This is a genomic window from Homoserinibacter sp. YIM 151385 (assembly GCF_027912415.1).
Lineage (GTDB): Bacteria > Actinomycetota > Actinomycetes > Actinomycetales > Microbacteriaceae > Schumannella.
The window spans coordinates 1,567,116-1,587,477 of record NZ_CP115175.1; the positions used below are offsets into that span (position 1 = coordinate 1,567,116).

At 71.5% G+C, this 20,362-nt stretch carries 20 protein-coding genes; 7 read left to right on the top strand and 13 right to left on the bottom strand.

Going from position 1 to position 20,362, the window contains the following annotated elements:
- The first annotated feature begins 44 nt into the window (after window positions 1-44).
- Both OF852_RS07625 and OF852_RS07630 read left to right on the top strand, forming a co-directional pair.
- Window positions 45-878, top strand: a complete 834-nt coding sequence (locus OF852_RS07625; protein ID WP_271118579.1) for a purine-nucleoside phosphorylase — start codon at window positions 45-47, stop codon at window positions 876-878.
- Window positions 875-2,554 carry a phospho-sugar mutase gene (locus OF852_RS07630; protein ID WP_271118580.1) on the top strand — a complete coding sequence of 560 codons (1,680 nt, stop codon included), beginning with the start codon at window positions 875-877 and terminating at the stop codon, window positions 2,552-2,554. The genes OF852_RS07625 and OF852_RS07630 overlap by 4 nt, the downstream gene beginning before the upstream one ends.
- 444 nt (window positions 2,555-2,998) lie before the next feature.
- Here the strand turns inward: OF852_RS07630 and OF852_RS07635 are convergent, their stop codons facing one another.
- The 4 genes from OF852_RS07635 to OF852_RS07650 form a co-directional block, all read right to left on the bottom strand.
- The gene (locus OF852_RS07635; RefSeq protein WP_271118581.1) at window positions 2,999-3,271 is read right to left on the bottom strand and encodes a PTS sugar transporter subunit IIB; all 273 of its coding nucleotides are present in this window, start codon (window positions 3,269-3,271) and stop codon (window positions 2,999-3,001) included.
- Window positions 3,268-3,717, bottom strand: coding sequence for a PTS sugar transporter subunit IIA (locus OF852_RS07640; RefSeq protein ID WP_271118582.1), 450 nt, complete (start codon window positions 3,715-3,717; stop codon window positions 3,268-3,270). The genes OF852_RS07635 and OF852_RS07640 overlap by 4 nt, the downstream gene beginning before the upstream one ends.
- Window positions 3,714-4,841, bottom strand: a complete 1,128-nt coding sequence (locus tag OF852_RS07645; RefSeq protein ID WP_271118583.1) for an adenosine deaminase — start codon at window positions 4,839-4,841, stop codon at window positions 3,714-3,716. Before OF852_RS07645 ends, OF852_RS07640 begins: the two co-directional genes overlap by 4 nt.
- 96 nt (window positions 4,842-4,937) lie before the next feature.
- The gene (locus OF852_RS07650; protein ID WP_271118584.1) at window positions 4,938-5,321 is read right to left on the bottom strand and encodes a MerR family transcriptional regulator; all 384 of its coding nucleotides are present in this window, start codon (window positions 5,319-5,321) and stop codon (window positions 4,938-4,940) included.
- An 89-nt stretch (window positions 5,322-5,410) separates the two neighbouring features.
- On the opposite strand from OF852_RS07650, the gene OF852_RS07655 reads away from it, so the two are divergent.
- A complete protein-coding gene (locus OF852_RS07655) occupies window positions 5,411-6,211 on the top strand; it encodes an SDR family oxidoreductase (RefSeq protein ID WP_271118585.1) in 801 nt (266 codons plus the stop codon).
- Here the strand turns inward: OF852_RS07655 and OF852_RS07660 are convergent.
- The 8 genes from OF852_RS07660 to OF852_RS07695 all read right to left on the bottom strand — a co-directional run bounded on the left by OF852_RS07660 (window position 6,142) and on the right by OF852_RS07695 (window position 15,331).
- Complete coding sequence (locus tag OF852_RS07660) at window positions 6,142-7,437, bottom strand: thymidine phosphorylase (RefSeq protein ID WP_271118586.1); 1,296 nt, start codon at window positions 7,435-7,437, stop codon at window positions 6,142-6,144. The genes OF852_RS07655 and OF852_RS07660 overlap by 70 nt on opposite strands.
- On the bottom strand, window positions 7,434-7,787 hold the full coding sequence (locus OF852_RS07665; RefSeq protein ID WP_271121136.1) for a cytidine deaminase: 354 nt from the start codon (window positions 7,785-7,787) through the stop codon (window positions 7,434-7,436). Before OF852_RS07665 ends, OF852_RS07660 begins: the two co-directional genes overlap by 4 nt.
- Before the next feature lie 56 nt (window positions 7,788-7,843).
- Window positions 7,844-9,121: an ABC transporter permease gene (locus tag OF852_RS07670; RefSeq protein ID WP_271118587.1), complete on the bottom strand. Its 1,278-nt coding sequence runs from the start codon at window positions 9,119-9,121 to the stop codon at window positions 7,844-7,846.
- Entirely contained in the window at window positions 9,118-10,371 is a 1,254-nt protein-coding gene (locus OF852_RS07675) for an ABC transporter permease (RefSeq protein ID WP_271118588.1), read from the bottom strand. Before OF852_RS07675 ends, OF852_RS07670 begins: the two co-directional genes overlap by 4 nt.
- Window positions 10,368-11,867, bottom strand: coding sequence for an ABC transporter ATP-binding protein (locus tag OF852_RS07680; RefSeq protein ID WP_271118589.1), 1,500 nt, complete (start codon window positions 11,865-11,867; stop codon window positions 10,368-10,370). The genes OF852_RS07675 and OF852_RS07680 overlap by 4 nt, the downstream gene beginning before the upstream one ends.
- A gap of 98 nt (window positions 11,868-11,965) precedes the next feature.
- On the bottom strand, window positions 11,966-13,057 hold the full coding sequence (locus tag OF852_RS07685; RefSeq protein WP_271118590.1) for a BMP family lipoprotein: 1,092 nt from the start codon (window positions 13,055-13,057) through the stop codon (window positions 11,966-11,968).
- A 169-nt stretch (window positions 13,058-13,226) separates the two neighbouring features.
- The gene (locus OF852_RS07690; protein WP_271118591.1) at window positions 13,227-14,213 is read right to left on the bottom strand and encodes a nucleoside hydrolase; all 987 of its coding nucleotides are present in this window, start codon (window positions 14,211-14,213) and stop codon (window positions 13,227-13,229) included.
- The gene (locus OF852_RS07695; protein WP_271118592.1) at window positions 14,210-15,331 is read right to left on the bottom strand and encodes a mannose-1-phosphate guanylyltransferase; all 1,122 of its coding nucleotides are present in this window, start codon (window positions 15,329-15,331) and stop codon (window positions 14,210-14,212) included. The genes OF852_RS07690 and OF852_RS07695 overlap by 4 nt, the downstream gene beginning before the upstream one ends.
- Before the next feature lie 294 nt (window positions 15,332-15,625).
- On the opposite strand from OF852_RS07695, the gene sdhC reads away from it, so the two are divergent.
- From sdhC to OF852_RS07715, 4 genes are read left to right on the top strand one after another with little or no spacing between them, the layout of a single operon-like run.
- Complete coding sequence (gene sdhC / locus OF852_RS07700) at window positions 15,626-15,961, top strand: succinate dehydrogenase, cytochrome b556 subunit (RefSeq protein ID WP_271121137.1); 336 nt, start codon at window positions 15,626-15,628, stop codon at window positions 15,959-15,961.
- A complete protein-coding gene (locus OF852_RS07705) occupies window positions 15,961-16,443 on the top strand; it encodes a succinate dehydrogenase hydrophobic membrane anchor subunit (protein WP_271118593.1) in 483 nt (160 codons plus the stop codon). Before sdhC ends, OF852_RS07705 begins: the two co-directional genes overlap by 1 nt.
- A complete protein-coding gene (gene sdhA, locus OF852_RS07710; protein WP_271121138.1) occupies window positions 16,443-18,254 on the top strand; it encodes a succinate dehydrogenase flavoprotein subunit in 1,812 nt (603 codons plus the stop codon). Before OF852_RS07705 ends, sdhA begins: the two co-directional genes overlap by 1 nt.
- A 1-nt stretch (window position 18,255) precedes the next feature.
- A complete protein-coding gene (locus tag OF852_RS07715; protein WP_271118594.1) occupies window positions 18,256-19,017 on the top strand; it encodes a succinate dehydrogenase iron-sulfur subunit in 762 nt (253 codons plus the stop codon).
- 15 nt (window positions 19,018-19,032) lie between these two features.
- Here OF852_RS07715 and OF852_RS07720 read toward each other — a convergent pair whose 3' ends face one another.
- The gene (locus OF852_RS07720) at window positions 19,033-20,220 is read right to left on the bottom strand and encodes a Fic family protein (protein WP_271118595.1); all 1,188 of its coding nucleotides are present in this window, start codon (window positions 20,218-20,220) and stop codon (window positions 19,033-19,035) included.
- Window positions 20,221-20,362 lie beyond the last annotated feature (142 nt).

The window sequence follows — 20,362 nt, forward strand, 5'->3', positions numbered from 1 at the left end:
GGTCCGGCAGGGTTTCGCGGACCGCGGCGGCATAGGCTTCAGGGATGGCGACGACGCAGCAGAACCCCCTCGACGACCGTGCGGCGGATCCGTTCGAGATCGCGGCCCTCGCGGCCTCCCGGCTCCGCGAGCTGAGCGGCATCGAGACGCACGACGTGGCCCTCACGCTCGGCAGCGGCTGGGCGAAAGCCGCCGACCTCCTCGGCGAGACCGTCGCTGACATCCCCGCGACCGAGATCCCCGGCTTCAGCGCCCCCGCGGTCGTCGGGCACGTCGGCTCGCTCCGCAGCATCCGCCTCGCCGACGGCCGCCACGCGCTCGTCATCGGCGCGCGAACCCACTTCTACGAGGACCACGGCGTGCGCCGCGTCGTCCACTCGGTGCGCACCGCCGCCGCCGCGGGCGCCGAGATCATGGTCCTCACCAACGGCGCCGGCGGGATCAAGGACCACTGGACCCCCGGCACCCCCGTGCTCATCAGCGACCACCTCAACCTCACGGCCGCCTCCCCGCTCGAGGGCGCCACCTTCATCGACCTCACCGACCTCTACTCGGCCCGGCTCCGCGAGCTCGCCCGCGGCGTCAGCGCCGAGCTCGACGAGGGCGTCTACGTGCAGTTCCGCGGACCCCACTACGAGACGCCCGCCGAGGTGCAGATGGCGAAGGCCATGGGCGGCCACATCGTCGGGATGTCGACCGCGCTCGAGGCGATCGCCGCCCGCCAGGCCGGCATGGAGGTCCTCGGCTTCTCGCTCATCACCAACCTCGCGGCCGGGATCTCGCCCGAGCCGCTCAGCCACCAGGAGGTGCTGCAGGCGGGCAAGGACGCCGAACCCGTCATCAGCGACCTCCTCGCGCGCGTCGTGGCGGCCCTGTGAGCGGCACCGCGGACACCGCCCGCAGCTGGCTGGCGCAGGACCCCGACCCCGAGACCCGTGCCGAGCTCGAGCAGCTCCTCGCCGGGGCGGACCGGGGGGATGCGGAGGCGGCCGCGGCACTCGAGGCCCGCTTCGCCGAGCGCCTCGCCTTCGGCACCGCCGGCCTCCGCGGGGAGCTCGGCGCCGGCCCCACCCGCATGAACCGGGTGCTCGTCACCCAGGCCGCCGGCGGCCTCGCCGCCCACCTCCTCGAGCGGGCCGAGCAGGGCACGAGCCCCAGCATCGTCATCGGCTGGGACGGTCGCCGCAACTCCGACGTCTTCGCACACGACACCGCCCGGATCATGGCCGGCGCCGGCATCCGCGCCATCCTCCTCCCCCGCCTCCTCCCCACCCCCGTGCTCGCCTACGCCGTCCGCGCCCTCGACGCGAGCGCCGGCGTCATGGTCACCGCCAGCCACAACCCGCCGCGCGACAACGGCTACAAGGTGTACCTCGGCGGCCTCGACCACGGCTCCCAGATCGTCCCGCCCGTCGACGGCGAGATCGCGGCGCACATCGCCGCCGTCGCCGCCGGCGACATCCGCGAGCTGCCGCGCTCCGACGACATCGAGACCGCGCCCGAGGCCGTCGTCGAGGGCTACATCCGCGAGACCGCCGCGCTCGCGACGCACACCGCCCCGCTGACCGTCGCCTACACGGCCATGCACGGCGTCGGATGGGAGACCGCGAGCGCCGCCTTCCGCGCCGCCGGCTTCGAGCACGTCACCCCGGTGGCGTCGCAGCGCGACCCCGACGGCGCCTTCCCCACCGTCGACTTCCCCAACCCCGAGGAGCCCGGCGCGATGGACCGGGTCTTCGCGCTCGCCCGCGAGCTCGGCGCCGACCTGGCGCTCGCCAACGACCCCGACGCCGACCGCCTCGCCGTCGGCATCCCCACGGATGCGGCGGACGCGGAGGACGGCTGGCAGCGGCTCAGCGGCAACCAGCTCGGCTGGCTCCTCGGCTGGCGCGCCGCCCGCGCCGCCGACGCCGCCGGCATCGACGGCACCCTCGCCTGCTCGCTCGTCTCCTCCCCCGCCCTCGAGAGCGTCGCCCGGGCGCACGGCCTCGACTACGTGGAGACCCTCACCGGCTTCAAGTGGATCTCCCGCGCCGGCGGCCTCCGCTACGGCTACGAAGAGGCGCTGGGATACCTCGTCGACCCCGAGAAGGTGCGCGACAAGGACGGGATCTCGGCCGCCGTCGCCGTCCTCGACCTCGCCGCCGAGCTCCACGCCGACGGCCGCACCATCGCGGATGCGCTCCTGGAGTTCGCCGAGCGCTTCGGCGGCTACGCCTCCGGCCAGGTGTCGGTGCGGGTCACCGACCTCGAGGAGATCCCGCGCACCATGGCGCGGATCCGCCAGGCGCCGCCCGCCGAGGTCGGCGGCGTCCGCGTCGAGGCGATCGAGGACTTCCGGGACGGGTTCCAGCAGTTCCCGCCGAGCGACCTCCTCCGGTTCCGACTCGAGGGCGGCTCGCGCATCATCGTGCGCCCGAGCGGGACGGAGCCGAAGGTGAAGGTCTACCTCGACGCCATGGCCTCGGAGGGCACGGGCGCGGAGCGCCTCGCCGCCGCCCAGTCGACGGTCGCCGCCCTCGAGACGGGGGTCCGCGCGCTCCTCGCGGGCTGAGCGCTCGCGTCCGTCTGCGGGGGCGCGCGGTGGCGGCGGGGTCTCCCCGGTCCGCATCCCGCGCTGCTCCTCCGTCGCGGCGCCCGCCAGGCCCGGCCAGCGGCCCGGGGAGACCCCGCCGCCGCCGCGCTCACGTCATCCCGTGTCGCGAGCGCTCAGCCCGCATGCCGCACGCGCACACCCCGCACGCCCCCGGCTCGGGATACCCAGGGCACTCCGCGGTGCGCGCACGGCGGAGTGATCCCCCGAGCACCCCGCACCCGCGAGCAACCCTGGGCATCCCCTTTCCTCGGGAGGCCGGAGGGGATCCCGAGCGCAGCGACGGGCACCCTCGCTCGGCGACGCTGGCCGGGCCTGGCGGGCGACGCGACGAAGGAGCGCCGCGGGATGCGTCGCCGAGCGAGGGTGCCCGTCGCGAAGCGGTGCCGGGATACCCCGGCAGACCTAGCCGAGCGCCGCGTCGAGCTTGCGGCTGAGCTCGTCGGTGTCGAAGAAGTTCTCGACCACGATGACGTCCGCGTAGGTCGTCCCGATCGCCTCGACGAACTCGGGGCTCGTCAGGATCACCTGCGCGTCGTCCGCCTCCGCGTGGAGGGAGTCGAGGTCGGTGGCGACGACGGTCGCCTCGATCCCCAGCCGGCCGAGCACCCGCTCGGCGTTGACCTTGAGGATCCCGCTGGTGCCGATGCCGGCCCCGCAGATGGCGACGATCTTCATGCGGCGGGCGCCCCCAGGATGGCGCGCACCGCATCCGCGTCGGCCGCCTCGGCGAGGTGCTGGGTGGCGGTGCTGTCGTTGAAGACGTTGGCGATGTCGGCGACGAGCTGCAGGTGCCGTTCGGGGGTGGCGACGGCGAGGCCGAGGACGACCCGCACCGGGTCGTTGTAGGGGTGGCCGAAGGCGACGGGCTCGTCGAGGACGACGACGGAGAGGCCGTCGCCGAGGACGCTGGGGCCGGGTCGGGCGTGCGCGAGGGCGAGGCCGGGCGAGATGACGACGTAGGGGCCGTGCTCCTCGATCATGCGGACCATCTCGTCGGCGTACTGGCGCCGGGCGAGGCCGCTGCGCTCGAGGCCGGCGCCGGCGAGGCGGACGGCCTCCCGCCAGTCGCGGGCGCGCGCGCCGAGGAGGATGCCGTCGTCGGCGAGGCCGGGCAGCGTCATCGGGCGACCCCCCAGCCGTCGTCGAGACGGGCGATGAGCTCCTCGCGGTCTTCAAGGGGGAGGAAGGCGCCGATGGCGGCGTTCACCTGGAGGGCGTGGAGGTCGTCGAGCCCGTAGCCGAAGGCGTCGGCGAGGAGGCCGAGCTCGCGGGTGAGGGTGGTGCGGCTCATGAGGCGGTTGTCGGTGTTGACGGTGACGCGGTAGCCGAGCTGGTGGAGGAGGTCGACGGGGTGCTGCCGGATGTCGTCGCCCCACTGGGCGAAGGCGCCGGTCTGGAGGTTCGAGGTGGGGCTGGTCTCGAGGACGATCTCGCGGTCCTTGACCCACTGGGCGATCTCGCCGAGCTCGACGGTGGTGGTCCGCTCGTCGGCGTCGACGATGCGGATGTCCTCGGCGAGGCGGACGCCGTGGCCGAGCCGGTTGGCGCGGCCGTCGAGGAGGGCGCCGCGGATGCTCTCGATGCCGTCGGCCTCCCCCGCGTGCACCGTGCGCGGCAGGAAGGCGCGGTCGAGGGCGGCGAAGGCGTCGGCGAGGCGGCCGGCGGGGTAGCCGGCCTCGGGGCCGGCGATGTCGTAGCCGACGACGCCGTCGTGGCGGTGGCGGATGGCGAGCTCGGCGATCTCGAGCCCGCGGTCGGCCTGGCGCATGGCGATGAGGAGCTGGCCGGTGCGGAGGTCGTGCCCGGCAGCGCGGGCGGCCGCGGCTCCCGCGTCGAGCCCTTCCTGCACGGCCTCGACGGCCTCGTCGAGGCTGAGGCCGCCCTGCTGGTGCTGTTCGGGCGCCCAGCGCACCTCGCCGTAGATGATGCCGTCGGCGGCGAGGTCCAGGGCGAAATCGTGTGCGGTGCGGACGAGGCCGTCGCGGGTCTGCATGACGCTGAGGGTGACGCGGAAGGTCTCGAGGTACTCGACGAGCGACTTCCCGGCGGCGGTCTGCTGGGCGAACCACTCGGTGAGCGCGGCGGGGTCGGCGGCGGGGAGCTCGACGCCCTGCCGTTCGGCCAGCTCGACGATGGTCGAGGGCCGGAGTCCGCCGTCGAGGTGGTCGTGGAGCGAGATCTTCGGCAGCCCGGCGAGCGGGATGCCGTCGACGACCGTCGCGACGTCATCGGCGGGGGTCGTCATGGAATCGAATCTACTGCGTGCGGTCTGGGCGCGCGGTGAGATGTCGCGGGATGCGCGGAGGGCGAACAGGTGCGCGGCGCCCGCTCGAGCCCCCGGTCACGCGGCGGTGCCCGGTGCCGCCGCGGCCGCGCCGACGGCGGGCCCGACGTGGGCGACCTCGACGAGGTGCTCGAGCCGGGTCTCGACCTCGCGGAGCTCGGCGATCTGCGCGCGGATCCGGCCGAGCTCGCGGACGAGCATGCTGCGCTGCTCGTCGTCGGTGCCGCCGGTGTCGAAGCAGGGCATGAGGGCGTGGGCGCCGCGGCTGGTGAGGCCGGCCGCGTAGAGGAGCTGCACGAAGCGCACCCGCTCGATGTCGCCCTCGACGTAGCGGCGCTGGCCGGCGGGGGTGCGCTCGGGGGCGAGGAGGCCCTGCTCCTCGTAGTAGCGGAGGGCGCGGACGCTGACGCCCGCCCGCTCCGCGAGCTCGCCGATCCGCATCCCGTCGTCTCCTCCCGCGCAGGACTTGCACCTGACGTCAGTGTGAGGTCCTAGCGTAGCCGGAGTCCACCCGAAGACAGGAGAACCTCATGCAGATCACCGGATCCGTCGCGCTCGTCACCGGCGCCAACCGCGGCATCGGCCGCGCCATCGCCGAGCAGCTGCTCGAGCGCGGCGCCGCGAAGGTCTACGCGGCCGCGCGCCGCCCCGAGTCCGTCGACCTCCCCGGCGTCGAGCCGCTGCGGCTCGACATCACCGACCCCGAGCAGGTCGCGGCCGCGGCCGCCGCCGCGCCCGACCTGACGCTGCTCGTCAACAACGCCGGCATCTCGCTGCCGACGAACCTCGTCTCGGGCGAGCTCGCCGACATCCGCCGCGAGGTCGACACCCATCTCTGGGGCACCCTGGCGATGGTCCGCGCGCTCGCCCCGGTGCTCGCCGCGAACGGCGGCGGCGCGATCGCGAACCTCGCCTCGGCGCTCAGCTGGTTCGCGGTGCCCGGCGCGACCGGCTATCACGTCGGGAAGGCCGCCCAGTGGGCGATGTCGAACGGCATCCGCCTCGAGCTCGCGGAGCAGGGCACGAGCGTCACCTCGGTGCACCTCGGCGCCGCCGACACCGACATGATGGCCGGCTACGAGGGGCCGCTCCTCGCCCCCGCCGAGGTCGCGACCGCCGTGCTCGACGGCGTCGAGGCCGGCGCGCCGGAGGTGCTCGTCGACGAGTGGTCGCGGCAGATCAAGGCCGCGCTCCCGGGGGATGCGACGGCCTTCGCCATGGCGGCACTGGCGGGGCTGCGTGGCGAGGGCTCCGAGCCGGATCAGCCGATGCGACCGGCGATGAGCGGGCCGCCCGTCTCGACCGGCTCGCCCTCGTCGCCGATGCGGTAGGCGCCCTCGAGCGCCTCGAGCGCGCGGTCGAAGCGGGCGGCGTCCTCCGCGCCCAGGGTGAAGAGGGGCTCGCCGGCCCGCACCGCATCCCCGGGCTTCTTGTGGAGGTCGATGCCGGCCGAGTGCACGACCGGGTCCTCCTTGCGGGCGCGGCCGGCGCCGAGCCGCCAGGCGGCGATGCCGAAGGGCAGCGCCGCCTGCGCGACGAGGATGCCGTCCCGCTCCGCGAGCACGGCGTGCGTCTCGCGCGGCGTCGGCAGCGCCGCCTCGGGGTCGCCGCCCTGCGCGCGGATCATCGTGTTCCAGGCGTCCATGGCGCGGCCGTCGTCGAGCGCGCCCTCGACGTCCGCGTCCGCGACGCCGGCGAGCTCGAGCATCTCGCGCGCGAGCGCGACGGTCAGCTCGCGGACGTCGGCGGGGCCGCCGCCGGCGAGCACCTCGACCGACTCCCGGACCTCGTTCGCGTTGCCGATCGCGAGGCCGAGCGGCACGTTCATGTTCGTCAGCAGCGCGCGCGTCGCGACCCCGGCATCCCGGCCGAGCGCGACCATCGTCTCCGCGAGCTCGCGCGAGCGGGCCGGATCCTGCATGAAGGCGCCCGAGCCGAACTTCACGTCGAGCACGAGCGCGGCCGTGCCCTCCGCGATCTTCTTCGACATGATCGAGGAGGCGATGAGCGGGATCGCCTCGACGGTGCCCGTGATGTCGCGCAGTGCGTAGAGCTTGCCGTCGGCGGGCGCGAGGCCGGAGCCCGCGGCGCAGATGACGGCGCCCGAGTCCTCGAGCTGCGCCATGAACTCCTCGTTCGAGAGCGTCGCGCGCCAGCCGGGGATCGACTCGAGCTTGTCGAGCGTGCCGCCCGTGTGCCCGAGCCCGCGACCCGAGAGCTGCGGCACGGCGACCCCGAAGGAGGCGACGAGCGGCGCGAGCGGGAGGGTGATCTTGTCGCCGACCCCGCCCGTCGAGTGCTTGTCGGTCGTGCGCTTCGAGAGGCCCGAGAAGTCGAGCCGCTCGCCTGAGGCGATCATCGCGAGGGTGAGGTCGCGGATCTCCCGGCGCTCCATCCCGTTGAGGAAGATCGCCATCGTCATGGCCGACATCTGCTCGTCGGCGACGTAGCCGCGCGTGTAGGCGTCCACGAGCCAGTCGATCTCGGGCGTCGCGAGGACCCCGCCGTCGCGCTTCGTGCGGATGAGATCGACGACGTCGAAGGCCTCGGGGCTCATGCTCGGAACTCCTCCAGGGTGCGCGGGCCGAACGCGTCGGGCAGCACCTCGTCGATGGTGCGGATGCCGCTCACGGTGTCGAGCAGCATCCCGGGCGCCGAGTGCTCGAAGAGCAGCTGGCGGCAGCGGCCGCAGGGCATGAGCGTCTGGCCCTTCCCGTCGACGCAGCTGAAGGCGACGAGCTTCCCGCCGCCCGACATCTGCAGCGCCGAGACGAGCGAGCACTCGGCGCAGAGGCCGACGCCGTAGCTCGCGTTCTCGACGTTGCAGCCCGAGACGACGCGCCCGTCGTCGACGACCGCGGCCGCCCCCACCGGGTACTGCGAGTAGGGGGCGTAGGCGAGACGCATCGCCTCGGTCGCCGCGGCCTTGAGCGCGGCCCAGTCGATCTCCGCGTGTGCCACGCTCACTCCTTGACGTACGGCTTGCCGACGGCCTTCGGGCCGACGGCGCGACCCACGAGCACCGCGACCGCGATGAGCGTCACGAGGTACGGGGTCATGGCGATGAGGTCCGGCGGGATGGCGGAGCCGGCCTGGCCCGCCCAGATCCGGAAGTTCCGCGAGAAGCCGAACAGCAGGGCCGCGCACGCCGCGAGCCAGGGGTTCCACCGCCCGAGGATGACCGCCGCGAGGGCGATGTAGCCCTGTCCGGCGCTCATCTCGCGGACGAAGGCGCCGACCGAGCCGAGCGTCAGGGCGGCGCCGCCGAAGCCGGCGATGAGGCCGGCGATCGACATCGTCCAGAAGCGCGTGCGGTTGACGTCGATGCCGACCGTGTCGGCGGCGAGCGGGTGCTCGCCGAGCGCGCGGACGCGGAGGCCCCAGCGGGTCTTGAACAGCGCGAACCAGACGATCGGCACGAGCAGGAACATGACGTAGGTCGTGATGCGGTGGTTGAAGAGCACCGGCCCGAGGACCGGGATCTCGCTCAGGCCCGGGATGGGGAGGAACGGGAGCGTGCCCGGGAAGTTCAGCTCGGCGCTGTTGTCCGACAGGACCGCCGAGTAGAAGAAGTTCGTGAGGCCGATCACGAGGCCGTTGAGCACGACGCCGACGATGATCTGGTCCACGAGGTACTTGATCGAGAACGCGGCGAGCACCATCGAGACGAGCGCGCCGCCGATGCAGGCGGCGACGATGCCGAAGAACAGGTTGTCGGTGATGCTCGCGACGACCGCGGAGGCGAAGGCGCCCATGAGCAGCTGGCCCTCGATCGCGATGTTCACGACGCCGACGCGCTCGCCGATGATCCCGGCGAGCGACCCGAAGACGACCGCGGCCGAGAGGCTCAGCGCGCCCGTGAGGAGGAACACGACCGGCACGTTGCCGCCGGCGCCGACCCAGGCGAGGAGCCCGATGAGGAAGGCGAGGCCCGTGAGCATCGGGATCCAGATCGGCACCTTGCGCCGCTGCGCGACGAGCCACGCGGAGGCGGCGGTCGCCGCGATCGCGAGCACGCCGAGCACGAGGCAGAGGATGCGCGAGTTCGTCTCGATCGGCGGGACCGGGATGGCGGCATCCTGTGCGGTGAGGACGAAGCGCACCGGCTCGTCGTCGCCGAAGACCCCGAAGCCGAGGAAGGCGGCGAGGGCGACGACGCCGAGGACGATCGGCGTCTTCCAGTTGCGCCGGGGAGCGATGACGGCGGAGTGCGTCGTGGACGAGGGGGCGAGGGCGCTCACGAGTCCAGCTCCTTTCCTTCGAGGCGCGGCTTCTTCCGGGTGCCGAGCTGCGGCTCCTCCTTCTGGGCCGGCGGCGCGGGCAGTCGGAAGATGGTGCGGATGAGCGGCGGCGCCGCGATGAACAGGACGATGAGGCCCTGGACGACGACGAGCACCTCCGGCGGGACGTTCTCGAGCTGCATCGCGGGGCCGGCCGCCTTCATCGCGCCGAACAGGAGGCCCGCGAAGAGCACGCCGATCGCGTTCGAGCCGCCCAGCAGCGCGACCGTGATCGCGTCGAAGCCGATGTTGGAGTCGATGCTCGGGCCGAAGCTGCCCGCGCGGCCGAGCGCCTGGTTGATGCCGGCGAGGCCGACGAAGAGCCCCGACAGCACCATCGCGAGGATGTAGATCCGGTCGACGTTGATGCCGGCGGTGCGCGCCGCGTCGGGGTTGAGCCCGACCATGCGGAGGCGGAAGCCGGTCGTCGAGCGCTCCATGAGCCACCAGAACACGGCCACCGCGACGAGCGCGAGGATGAAGCCGAGGTGGAGGTCGAAGCCGTCGCCGAGGAGCTTGGGCAGCTGGGCCGTCTCGTCCGGGCGGCGGGTCACCGGGTTGTTGCCGGGCTCCGGCTCGTTGAGCACAGGCGTGCGCATGAGGAAGGTCACGAGGCTGACCGCGATGTAGTTCATCATGATCGTCACGATGACCTCGTGGGCGCCCGTCCTCGCCTTGAGGAAGCCCACGATCCCGGCCCACAGCGCGGCGCCGAGGAAGCCGAAGAGCATCGCCACGACGAGGTGGAGGCCCCACGGCAGGTGGAGCTGGAAGCTCGCGAAGCCCGCGAAGGCCGCTCCCATGAGGAGCTGGCCGGTGCCGCCGATGTTGAACATGCCGACGCGGAAGCTCAGCGCGATGCCGAGGCCGGCGGCGATGAGCGGGCCCGCGAAGCGCAGCGTCTCGGTGAGCGGGCGGATGGCGCCCTCGGCGGTCTCGGCCCGGTAGTTGTAGATCGAGCCGCGGAACAGCGCCGCGTACGCGTCGCCGGTGGCCTGGGCGGCGGCCGCGAAGAAGTCGCCGGGCCGGCCGAAGAAGTAGCCGGTCGTCGCGAGGACGCGCTCGTTCGTGAAGATGATGAGCAGCGAGCCCACGATGAGCGACAGGACGACGGCGAGCAGGATGCGGACGGGGCCGCCGCTCGCGATCTCCCGCAGCAGCCCGGAGGCCTGGCGGCCGGTCGTCGGGGCCGCGGGCGTCTCGGCGCTCACTCGGTCACCCCCGCCATGAGCTGCCCGAGCTTCTCGCGCGGGGTGTCGGCGGGCACGACATCGATGATGCGCCCCTGGTACATGACCGCGATGCGATCGGCGAGGGCGGTGACCTCGTCGAGCTCGGTCGAGATGATGAGCACGGGCACTCCGGTGTCGCGCACCTCGACGATGCGCTCGTGGATGAACTCGATCGAGCCGACGTCGACGCCGCGCGTCGGCTGGGATGCGATGAAGAGCTTGAGGTCGCGGCTGAGCTCGCGCGCGAGCACGACCTTCTGCTGGTTGCCGCCCGAGAGGCGGCCGGCGGGCGTCGCGGCGGAGCGCGTCCGGATGTCGAACTCCTCGATCGACGCCTCCGCGAACTCGTCGCGGTGGGCGAAGTCGACGCCCCAGCCCTTCGTGAAGGGGCCGCGGTAGCTGCGGTCGAGCATGAGGTTCTCGGCGATGGAGAACTCGGCGACGAGCCCGTCCTTCTTCCGGTCCTCGGGCACGAAGCCGACCCCCGTATCCAGCACCTGCCGCGGGCTGCGCCCGACGAGCTCCGCGCCGTCGAGGGTGACCGAGCCGTGGAGGCCGTGCCGGAGACCGAGGATCGCCTCCGTGAGCTCGGTCTGGCCGTTGCCCTGCACCCCCGCGACGGCGACGATCTCGCCCGCGCGGACGGTGAAGGAGACGCCGTCGAGGACCTTGTGGCCGAGCACGTCGAAGAGCGTCAGCCCGTCGACGACGAGGGCGTCCTCGCCCGCGCCCGCCGGCGTCTTGTCGACGCGGAGCTCGACCGCGCGGCCGACCATGAGGGAGGCGAGCTCGGCGGGCGTCGCGCCCGGGTCCGCGTTCCCGACGACCTTGCCGTGGCGGATGACCGTGATGGTGTCGGCGACGGCCTTCACCTCGCGGAGCTTGTGGGTGATGAAGACGATCGAGGTGCCGGCGTCGGCGAGCTGGCGCATCGTCGTCATGAGCTCGTCCGTCTCCTGCGGCGTGAGCACGGCGGTCGGCTCGTCGAGCACGAGCACCTTCGCCTGACGGGAGAGGGCCTTGATGATCTCGACGCGCTGCTGCACGCCGACCGGGAGGTCCTCGACGAGCGCGTCGGGGTCGACGTCGAAGCCGAAGCGCGCGGAGATCTCCCGGACCGTCGCGCGGGCGGTCGCGAGGTCGAGGACCCCGCCCGCCTTCGTCGGCTCGTGGCCGAGCATGACGTTCTCGGCGACGGTGAAGACGGGGATGAGCATGAAGTGCTGGTGCACCATGCCGATGCCGGCCGTCATGGCCTCGCCGGGGCCCGAGAAGGAGACCGGCTCGTCGTCGAGCAGGATCTCGCCCTCGTCCGCCTGGTAGAGGCCGAACAGGACGTTCATGAGCGTGGACTTGCCGGCGCCGTTCTCGCCGAGGAGGGCGTGGATCTCACCCGGCTCGACGGTGATGCTGATGGCGTCGTTGGCCACCAGCGTTCCGAAGCGCTTGGTGATGCCACGGAGTTCGAGTTTCATATGCGGTCAATCCTGCCCGAATCGGGCCGAAGCGCAACGCGCCGGGGTGGATGCGCATCCACCCCGGCGCGTCGCGTGCGTGCTGTGTGTCGGGCCGATCAGCCCTCGGTCGCGGTCGGCAGCTCGATCGAGCCGTCGATGATGCCGGCCTTGAGCTCGTCGAGCTTCGTCTTGATCTCGTCCGAGACCTTGTCGTCGTAGGCGCCGAAGTCGCTGAGCGCCGTGCCGTCGTTCTCGAGGGTGCCGACGTAGGGCTCGACCGTGAAGTCCTCGCCGTCCTGGAGGGCGGTGATGACGTCGAGCACGGCCTGCGTCATGCGCTTCTCGACCGAGGTGAGGACGAGGTCCGCGTACTCGGGCGAGGTGACCGCGACGTCCTTGTCGACGCCGAGGAAGACCGCGTCCTTGCCGGAGTCGCGGATCGCCTCGGCGGTCGAGGAGAAGAGGCCGCCCGCGACCGGGAAGATCACGTCGGCGCCGTCGGCGAGCTGGCCGGCCGAGATCGACTTCGCGCCCTCGGTGTCGCCGAAGCTGAGCTCGGGGTCGGTGAAGGTGCCGGTGCCCTTCTCGGGGTCGCGGCCGAGGACGGTGACGGCGGTGCCGCTCTCCTCCTCGTAGGCCTTGGCGCCGTAGTAGAAGCCGTCCATGAAGGTGGTGACGGCGGGGATGTCGAGGCCGCCGTAGGTGCCGATGACCTTCGTGGTCGAGTACGCCGCGGCGAGGTAGCCGGCGAGGTAGGAGGACTGGTCCATCGAGTACGTGATGGGCTTCAGGTTGTCCTGGCCCTGGTTCCAGCCGTCGATCCAGACGAAGTGCGACTCCTTGTTGGCGTCGGCGACGTTGAAGATCGTGTCGTTGAGCGAGAAGTTGAAGCCGACCGCGAAGGTGACGTCGCAGCCCGCGTCGATCATCTGCTGCAGGTTCGGCTCGAAGTCCTCGGTGTCGTTCGACTCGGCGTCGGAGATCTGGATGCCGAGGGTCTCCTTGGCCTCCTCGAGCCCGCCGTACGCGGCCTCGTTGAACGACTTGTCGTTCCACGAGCCCTCGTCGGAGACGGCGCAGGCGCGGAAGTCGCTCTCCTCGGCGCCGGTGCCCTCCTCCGGCGGCGCGGCGCAGCCGGCGAGCGTGACGCCGACGGCGCCGAGAAGCGCGAGGCCGGCGAGGCCCCGCTTGCGGGTGATTGCGTTCACGTGAATGTCCTCCAGGTGCGGCCTGCGCGCGGCGACGCGGGCACGGTTCTGGGTGGAGATTACGCCATATGTCGGCGTGCGCACGAGGCCGGATGCCGGCTGGAGCGCATCCGTTACCGAAGCGCGACCATCGCGAAACGCGGCGGCAACATCCGGCCCCGGACGGGGTTCAGAGCTCGGGCCGGAAGGGCCTGGGCGGAACCGTCTCGCGGGCGAGCAGCTCGCCGAGCAGCCGGAAGAACGCCGCCCCGTCGACGCGCTCGACGACGGAGGCGTTCGCCTCGAGCCCGTGCACGCCCCACGACATGGCGGAGTAGCCGCGCGTGAGCTCGGAGCCCGCCTCGATGTCGACCGCGTAGCGCGACTCCTCGAGCACGAGCTCGGGGTGCAGCAGGATCGCCGCCGAGAGCGAGTCGGGGTGCGTGGAGCCGGGGATGCCGACCGACTCGTCGAAGGCGAGCGTCGCCTCGCAGACGCGGACGACGAAACGGGCGAGCGGGGTGCCGACCGCCTCGAGACGCGCGATCCCCTCGCGGTCGAGGACGGCATCCCGCAGCGTGAGCGGCGCCCACGGCACGACCTGGATGTCGAAGCCGGCGCGGAAGACCGTCTTCGCGGCGTCGGGGTCGACGTAGAAGTTGAACTCGGCGGCCGCCGTGATGTTGCCGCGGTCGTTGTTCGAGCCGCCCATGATGACGAGCCGCTTCACGTTCCGCGCGAAGTCCGGGTCCTTGACGGCCGCGAGCGCGATGTTCGTGAGGGGCCCGATCGCGACGATCGAGACCTCGCCGGGCTGCTCCGCGCAGATCCGGATCATCGCGTCGACCGCGTGCTCGGTCTCGGGCTCGAGCCCCGAGTCGTCGATCTCGAGCCCGCCCGCGCCGTCGCCGTGCACGTTCTCCGCCGAGACCCAGTCGCGCACGAGCGGGCGGCGGGCGCCGAGGTGGATGGGCACGGTGCCGATCGCGTCGGCGACGTCGAGCGTCATCCAGGCGTTCCGCACCTGCCGGTCGAAGCCGACGTTGCCCGCGACCATCGTGATCGCGCGCAGGTCGGCCGCCGGGTCGAGGAGGCCGACGAGGATCGCGACGCAGTCGTCCTGCGCCGTGTCCGTGTCGAGGATGAAGGGGACGCGAGCCCCGGCCCCGGCGCTCACAGGACGTCGTCGCGGCCGGCGGCCTTGAGCTGCTCGACCGCCTGCTTCACGCGCTGCGCGTTCGCGGTGGTCGTGACGAGGAGGGCGTCGGCCGTGTCCACCACGACGATGTCGGTGAGGCCGATGAGCGAGATGACGCGACCCGTCGCGCTGTAGACGAGGCCGGTCGCCTCGTCCCCCATGACCGACTCGGAGTCGCCGATCGTGACGAGCTGACCGGGCCGGCCCTGCGAGCCGAGCTGGGCGATCGTCGCGAAGTCGCCGACGTCGTGCCAGGAGAAGCGGCCCGGGACGACCGCGAGGCGCCCCTGCGCGGCGGCCGGCTCCGCGACCGTGTAGTCGATCGCGATCTTCGTGAGCTCCGGCCAGATCCGCTCGACCACCGCATCCCGCTGCTCGGTGTCCCACGCGGCCGCGATCTCCTCGAGGCCCTCGACGAGGCCCGGCTCGGCGGCGCGGAGCTGCTCGACGAGGACGTCGGCGCGCGAGACGAACATGCCCGCGTTCCAGAGGTAGTCGCCCGAGTGGAGGTACCTGATGGCGGTGTCGAGGTCGGGCTTCTCGGTGAAGGAGTCGGCGAGGAGGACGCCGCCGTGGTCGGGGAGGCCGATCGAGTCGACCGCGCGGATGTACCCGAAGCCCGTCGAGGGCTCGGACGGCGTGATGCCGATCGTGACGATGTAGCCCTCGTCGGCGACCTCCACGGCCTCGCGGACGGCCTGCCCGAAGGCGGCGACGCCGCGGACCACGTGGTCGGCGTGGAAGGAGCCGATGATGACGTCCGGCTCCCGGCGGCGCAGGATCGCGGCGGCGAGGCCGATCGCCGCCGAGGAGTCGCGCGGCGAGCTCTCGAGGACGAGGTTGCGGGCGTCGAGCTCGGGGATCTGCTCGATGACGGCGGGCTCGTGCGCGCGCCCCGTGACGACCATGATCCGCTGCGCGCCCGAGAGCGGGGCCAGACGCTGCCAGGTGTCGCGGAGGAGGCTCTCGCCGGAGCCGCTGAGCGGGTGGAGGAACTTGGGGGCGCTCGCCCGGGAGAGGGGCCACAGGCGCGAGCCGACGCCGCCGGCGGGGATCACGCCGTAGAAGCGGTCGAGGGCGGGAGGGTGAGCCGTCATGCCGACAACGATAGAGGTCGCACGCTGTGAGGCGCCCTCCGTCTCCGGCCCTCCGGGAGATCTCTCGACGTCAAGCGACTTAGGCTCGCCTGACCTGCGATCACGGGGCCTGCGGCCTACACTGGCGGCATAGCGACGACGACGCAGCGCAGGGACGACGCGCGCAGGGGAGGACCCGTGGCGACCGAGGCACCGCCGACCACCATCGAATCCGGATCGGGTGGGCCGGGAGCCTCCGGCGACGCAGCCGGGCTCCGCCGCCCGGCCGGAACGCTCTACCGCGGCAGCTCCGGCATGTGGTCCTGGGTCCTGCACCGGATCACCGGCACCGCGATCTTCTTCTTCCTCCTCGTGCACATCCTCGACACGGCGCTCGTCCGCGTCAGCCCCGAGGCGTACAACGCGGTGATCGGCACCTACAAGACGCCGATCATGGGCCTCGGCGAGGCGGGCCTCGTCGCGGCGATCGTCTTCCACGCCTACAACGGCCTGCGCATCATCCTCGTCGACTTCTGGAGCTGGGCCACGCGGCACCAGCGCGTGCTGTTCTGGGTCGTGCTCGGCCTCTGGGCGGTCACGATGGCGGGCTTCCTCCCGCGCCACCTCATGCACGTCTTCGGAGGCGAGTGATGACCGTCCGTCAGGGTGAGAGCGGCCGGGCGATCCCGGCCCCCAACGCGCCCCGCAGCGCGATCGCCGCGCGCGGCGGCGTCAACTGGGAGAAGTGGGGCTGGCTCTACATGCGCATCTCGGGCGTCGTGCTCGTCGTGCTCATCTTCGGCCACCTCTTCGTCAACCTCGTCGCCGGCGACGGCGTCTCCGCGATCGACTTCGCCTTCGTCGCCGGCAAGTGGGCGAACCCCTTCTTCATCGTGTGGGACACCGCGCTGCTCTGGCTCGCGCTCATCCACGGCGCCAACGGCATGCGCACGATCATCAACGACTACTCCGCGGGCCGCATCCGCACCGTCCTCCTCGGCTCGCTCGCTGCGGCGACCGCCGTCCTCCTCATCCTCGGGACCCTCGTGATCTACACCTTCGACCCCTGCCCGCCGGTGCCCGCCGACCAGGCGCACCTGCTCCCCTCCATCTGCGCGAACCTGGTGAAGTGATGGAGTTCCAGGACGGGGACGTGATCGACGGCGTCCACTACCACCAGTTCGACGTCGTCATCGTGGGCGCCGGCGGCGCCGGCATGCGCGCCGCGATCGAGGCCGGCCCCAAGGCGAAGACGGCCGTCATCACCAAGCTCTACCCCACCCGATCCCATACGGGCGCGGCGCAGGGCGGCATGGCCGCCGCGCTCGCGAACGTCGAGGAGGACAGCTGGGAGTGGCACACCTTCGACACCGTCAAGGGCGGCGACTACCTCGTCGACCAGGATGCGGCCGAGATCCTCGCGAAGGAGGCCATCGACGCGGTCCTCGACCTCGAGAACATGGGCCTCCCCTTCAACCGCACCCCCGAGGGCCGGATCGACCAGCGGCGCTTCGGCGGCCACACGCGTGACCACGGCAAGGCGCCCGTCCGCCGCGCCTGCTACGCGGCCGACCGCACCGGGCACATGATCCTCCAGACGCTGTTCCAGAACTGCGTCAAGCTCGGCGTCAACTTCTTCAACGAGTACTACGCGCTCGACATCGTCATGACGGAGGTCGACGCCGGTGACGGGACCACCCGTGAGCAGCCGTCGGGCGTCGTCGCCTACGAGCTCGCCACCGGCGAGATCCACGTCTTCCAGGCGAAGGCGATCGTCTTCGCGACCGGCGGCTTCGGCAAGATCTACAAGACGACCTCCAACGCGCACACCCTCACGGGCGACGGCGTCGGCATCGTCTGGCGCAAGGGCCTCCCGCTCGAGGACATGGAGTTCTTCCAGTTCCACCCGACCGGCCTCGCCGGGCTCGGCATCCTCCTCACCGAGGGCGCGCGAGGCGAGGGCGCGATCCTCCGCAACGCGTCCGGCGAGCGCTTCATGGAGCGCTACGCCCCCACCATCAAGGACCTCGCACCGCGCGACATCGTCGCCCGCTGCATGGTGCAGGAGGTGGCCGAGGGCCGGGGCGCGGGGCCCCACAAGGACTACGTGCTGCTCGACTGCACCCACCTCGGCGCCGAGGTGCTCGAGACGAAGCTGCCCGACATCACCGAGTTCGCCCGCACCTACCTCGGCGTCGACCCCGTCGTCGAGCCGGTGCCGGTCATGCCGACCGCGCACTACGCGATGGGCGGCATCCCCACGAACGTCGCCGCCGAGGTCCTCCGCGACAACACGACCGTCGTGCCCGGCCTCTACGCCGCCGGCGAGTGCGCCTGCGTCTCCGTGCACGGCTCGAACCGCCTCGGCACGAACTCGCTGCTCGACATCAACGTCTTCGGCAAGCGCGCCGGCAACAACGCCGCCGACTACGTCAAGACGGTCGACTTCACGCCGCTGCCCGACGACCCCGCCGCGGGCGTCCGCGAGCTCGTCGAGACGATGCGGAACGCGAGCGGCACCGAGCGGATCGCCGCGCTCCGCAAGGAGCTGCAGGACGAGATGGACAAGAACGCGCAGGTGTTCCGCACCGACGAGTCGCTCGAGCAGGTGACGCACACCATCGCGTCGCTGCGGGAGCGCTACCTCAACGTGTCCATCCAGGACAAGGGCCGCCGCTACAACACCGACCTCCTCGAGGCGATCGAGCTCGGCTTCCTCCTCGACCTCGCCGAGGTCGTCGTCTACTCCGCGCGCAACCGCAAGGAGAGCCGCGGCGGGCACATGCGCGACGACTTCCCCAAGCGCGACGACGAGAACTACATGCAGCACACGATGGCCTACCTCACGGGCGATGCGCACTCCTCGCTCGCCGACGACCACATCCGGCTCGACTGGAAGCCCGTCGTCATCACGAACTACCAGCCCATGGAGAGGAAGTACTGACATGACCGCAGTCGTGGAGGATGCCGCCCCCGCTCCCGAGGCGCCCATCCAGTCGTTCACCGTCACCGTCATCATCCGCCGCTTCGACCCGGAGGTCGACGAGGAGCCGCGCTGGCAGGACTTCGACGTCGAGATGTACCCGACCGACCGCATCCTCGATGCGCTCCACAAGATCAAGTGGGAGCAGGACGGCTCGCTCACCTTCCGCCGCTCCTGCGCGCACGGCATCTGCGGCTCGGATGCGATGCGGATCAACGGCCGCAACCGCCTCGCCTGCAAGACGCTGATCAAGGACCTCGACGTGTCGAAGCCGATCTACGTCGAGGCGATCAAGGGCCTGCCGCTCGAGAAGGACCTCATCGTCGACATGGAGCCGTTCTTCGCCTCCTACCGCGAGATCCAGCCCTTCCTCGTCGCGGACGCCAAGCCGAAGGACGGCAAGGAGCGCATCCAGTCCGTCGCCGAGCGCGCCCGCTTCGACGACACCACCAAGTGCATCCTCTGCGCCGCCTGCACGTCCTCCTGCCCCGTCTTCTGGACCGACGGGCAGTACTTCGGCCCGGCCGCGATCGTGAACGCGCACCGCTTCATCTTCGACAGCCGCGACGAGGGCGCCAAGGTGCGCCTCGACATCCTCAACGACAAGGAGGGCGTGTGGCGCTGCCGCACGACCTTCAACTGCACGGATGCCTGCCCGCGCGGCATCGAGGTCACGAAGGCGATCGCGGAGGTCAAGAACGCGGTCCTGCGGGGCCGCCCCTAGCTCCGTCCCTCCTCGTCACGAGGATCGCGGGGATGCTGCCTCCTGGTCGAGCGGACTCGCGACGGCCTGCCAGATGTCGTCAGCGAGCCAGCGCTCCCGGCCGCCTCGTCCCCAGCGGCCGAGTGACCGGAGCCACCCCCGCGCGACGGCCTTCTTGATGAGTGCCGATGCCGTCGGCTGAGACACGTCGAGCGCGCGCTGCACCGCGCCGACGGTGACGAGAGGGTTGCGGAAGACGAGATCGACCAGACCGGGGAGCGCCGAGCGATCGGTCTGCGTGTCAGCACGGTACTGCTCCCGGATCTCGACGAGGCGCCGGATGCGCGCCGCGCTCTCTCGGGCCTGGGCCGCGACGGCGGCGCAGAAGAACTGGATCCACTCGTCGATCTCGCCGCGCTCTCGGACAGCCTGAAGCCGGTCGTAGTACTGCTGCCGGTTGCGTTCGAAGTAGCCCGAGATGTAGAGGATCGGCGCAGGGAGCCGCTGCTCGGACATCAGGACGAAGCCGATCAGCAGCCGGCCGATCCGCCCGTTGCCATCGAGGAAGGGGTGGATGGTCTCGAACTGATAGTGCATGAGCGCGCACCTCACGATCGCGGGCGTCTGGCTCGGCTCGTTGACGTAGCGCTCCCAATCCGCGAGCAGATCGCCGAGATGGCTCTGGTGAGGGGGCACGAACTTCGCGGTCTCCGGGCGGGCATTCGTCGAGCCGATCCAGACCGGCGATCGTCGGATCTCGCCAGGGCTCTTCTCCTCGCCGCGCACATCCGTCATCAGCGTCTCGTGAAGTGCGCAGAAGAAGCGCTGCGTGATCGGGAGCGAGTCGATGAGCTCGACCCCCTGCTCGGCCGCGTCGAGATAGTTCGACACCTCTTTGAGGTTCTCATCGCGAGCCGGAACGCCGTCGCTCTCAGCGGCGAGGACGTCGCTCAGCGAGGCCTGAGTCCCCTCGATCCGAGAGCTCGACAGCGCTTCCTGGGCAAGCGATGGACCGAGCAGCAGCTCAGGGTCACGGATGAGGGTTCCCAGACCCGCCAGCTCTCCGAGGGCGGCATCGGCGTCCGAGAGTGCGAGCACCGTCTGCTCTCCGAGCATGATGCTTCGCGGGATCGGCTTCGGGAGAAAGTAGGGGAAGGCCCACCGATCGCCGGGGATCTGGGTGATCCACCCCCACTCCTGCGATGTGAAATCGTCGATCCGCATGATCGGATCTTATAACCAAGACCAACAACAGCCGATAAGTTATCCACAAGGATCCGCATGACCCTATGGCTTAGCCGGAAAGTTATGCCTATATCGTCCAATCGTCTTTATATTGGACCCGAAGTTCCACGTTGCGCATCAC

Coding starts and splice junctions, on each gene's coding strand:
- OF852_RS07645 (WP_271118583.1), bottom strand. CDS start 4,841: ATGACGACCCCCGCCGATGACGTCGCGACGGTCGTCGACGGCATCCCG.
- OF852_RS07640 (WP_271118582.1), bottom strand. CDS start 3,717: ATGACGCTGCCCGGCCTCGCCGACGACGGCATCCTCCTCGGCGCGCGC.
- OF852_RS07720 (WP_271118595.1), bottom strand. CDS start 20,220: ATGCGGATCGACGATTTCACATCGCAGGAGTGGGGGTGGATCACCCAG.
- OF852_RS07635 (WP_271118581.1), bottom strand. CDS start 3,271: ATGAAGATCGTCGCCATCTGCGGGGCCGGCATCGGCACCAGCGGGATC.
- OF852_RS07650 (WP_271118584.1), bottom strand. CDS start 5,321: ATGCGGATCGGCGAGCTCGCGGAGCGGGCGGGCGTCAGCGTCCGCGCC.
- OF852_RS07625 (WP_271118579.1), top strand. CDS start 45: ATGGCGACGACGCAGCAGAACCCCCTCGACGACCGTGCGGCGGATCCG.
- sdhA (WP_271121138.1), top strand. CDS start 16,443: ATGGAGTTCCAGGACGGGGACGTGATCGACGGCGTCCACTACCACCAG.
- OF852_RS07705 (WP_271118593.1), top strand. CDS start 15,961: ATGACCGTCCGTCAGGGTGAGAGCGGCCGGGCGATCCCGGCCCCCAAC.
- OF852_RS07695 (WP_271118592.1), bottom strand. CDS start 15,331: ATGACGGCTCACCCTCCCGCCCTCGACCGCTTCTACGGCGTGATCCCC.
- OF852_RS07665 (WP_271121136.1), bottom strand. CDS start 7,787: ATGCGTCTCGCCTACGCCCCCTACTCGCAGTACCCGGTGGGGGCGGCC.
- sdhC (WP_271121137.1), top strand. CDS start 15,626: ATGTGGTCCTGGGTCCTGCACCGGATCACCGGCACCGCGATCTTCTTC.
- OF852_RS07680 (WP_271118589.1), bottom strand. CDS start 11,867: ATGAAACTCGAACTCCGTGGCATCACCAAGCGCTTCGGAACGCTGGTG.
- OF852_RS07660 (WP_271118586.1), bottom strand. CDS start 7,437: ATGAGCCCCGAGGCCTTCGACGTCGTCGATCTCATCCGCACGAAGCGC.
- OF852_RS07715 (WP_271118594.1), top strand. CDS start 18,256: ATGACCGCAGTCGTGGAGGATGCCGCCCCCGCTCCCGAGGCGCCCATC.
- OF852_RS07655 (WP_271118585.1), top strand. CDS start 5,411: ATGCAGATCACCGGATCCGTCGCGCTCGTCACCGGCGCCAACCGCGGC.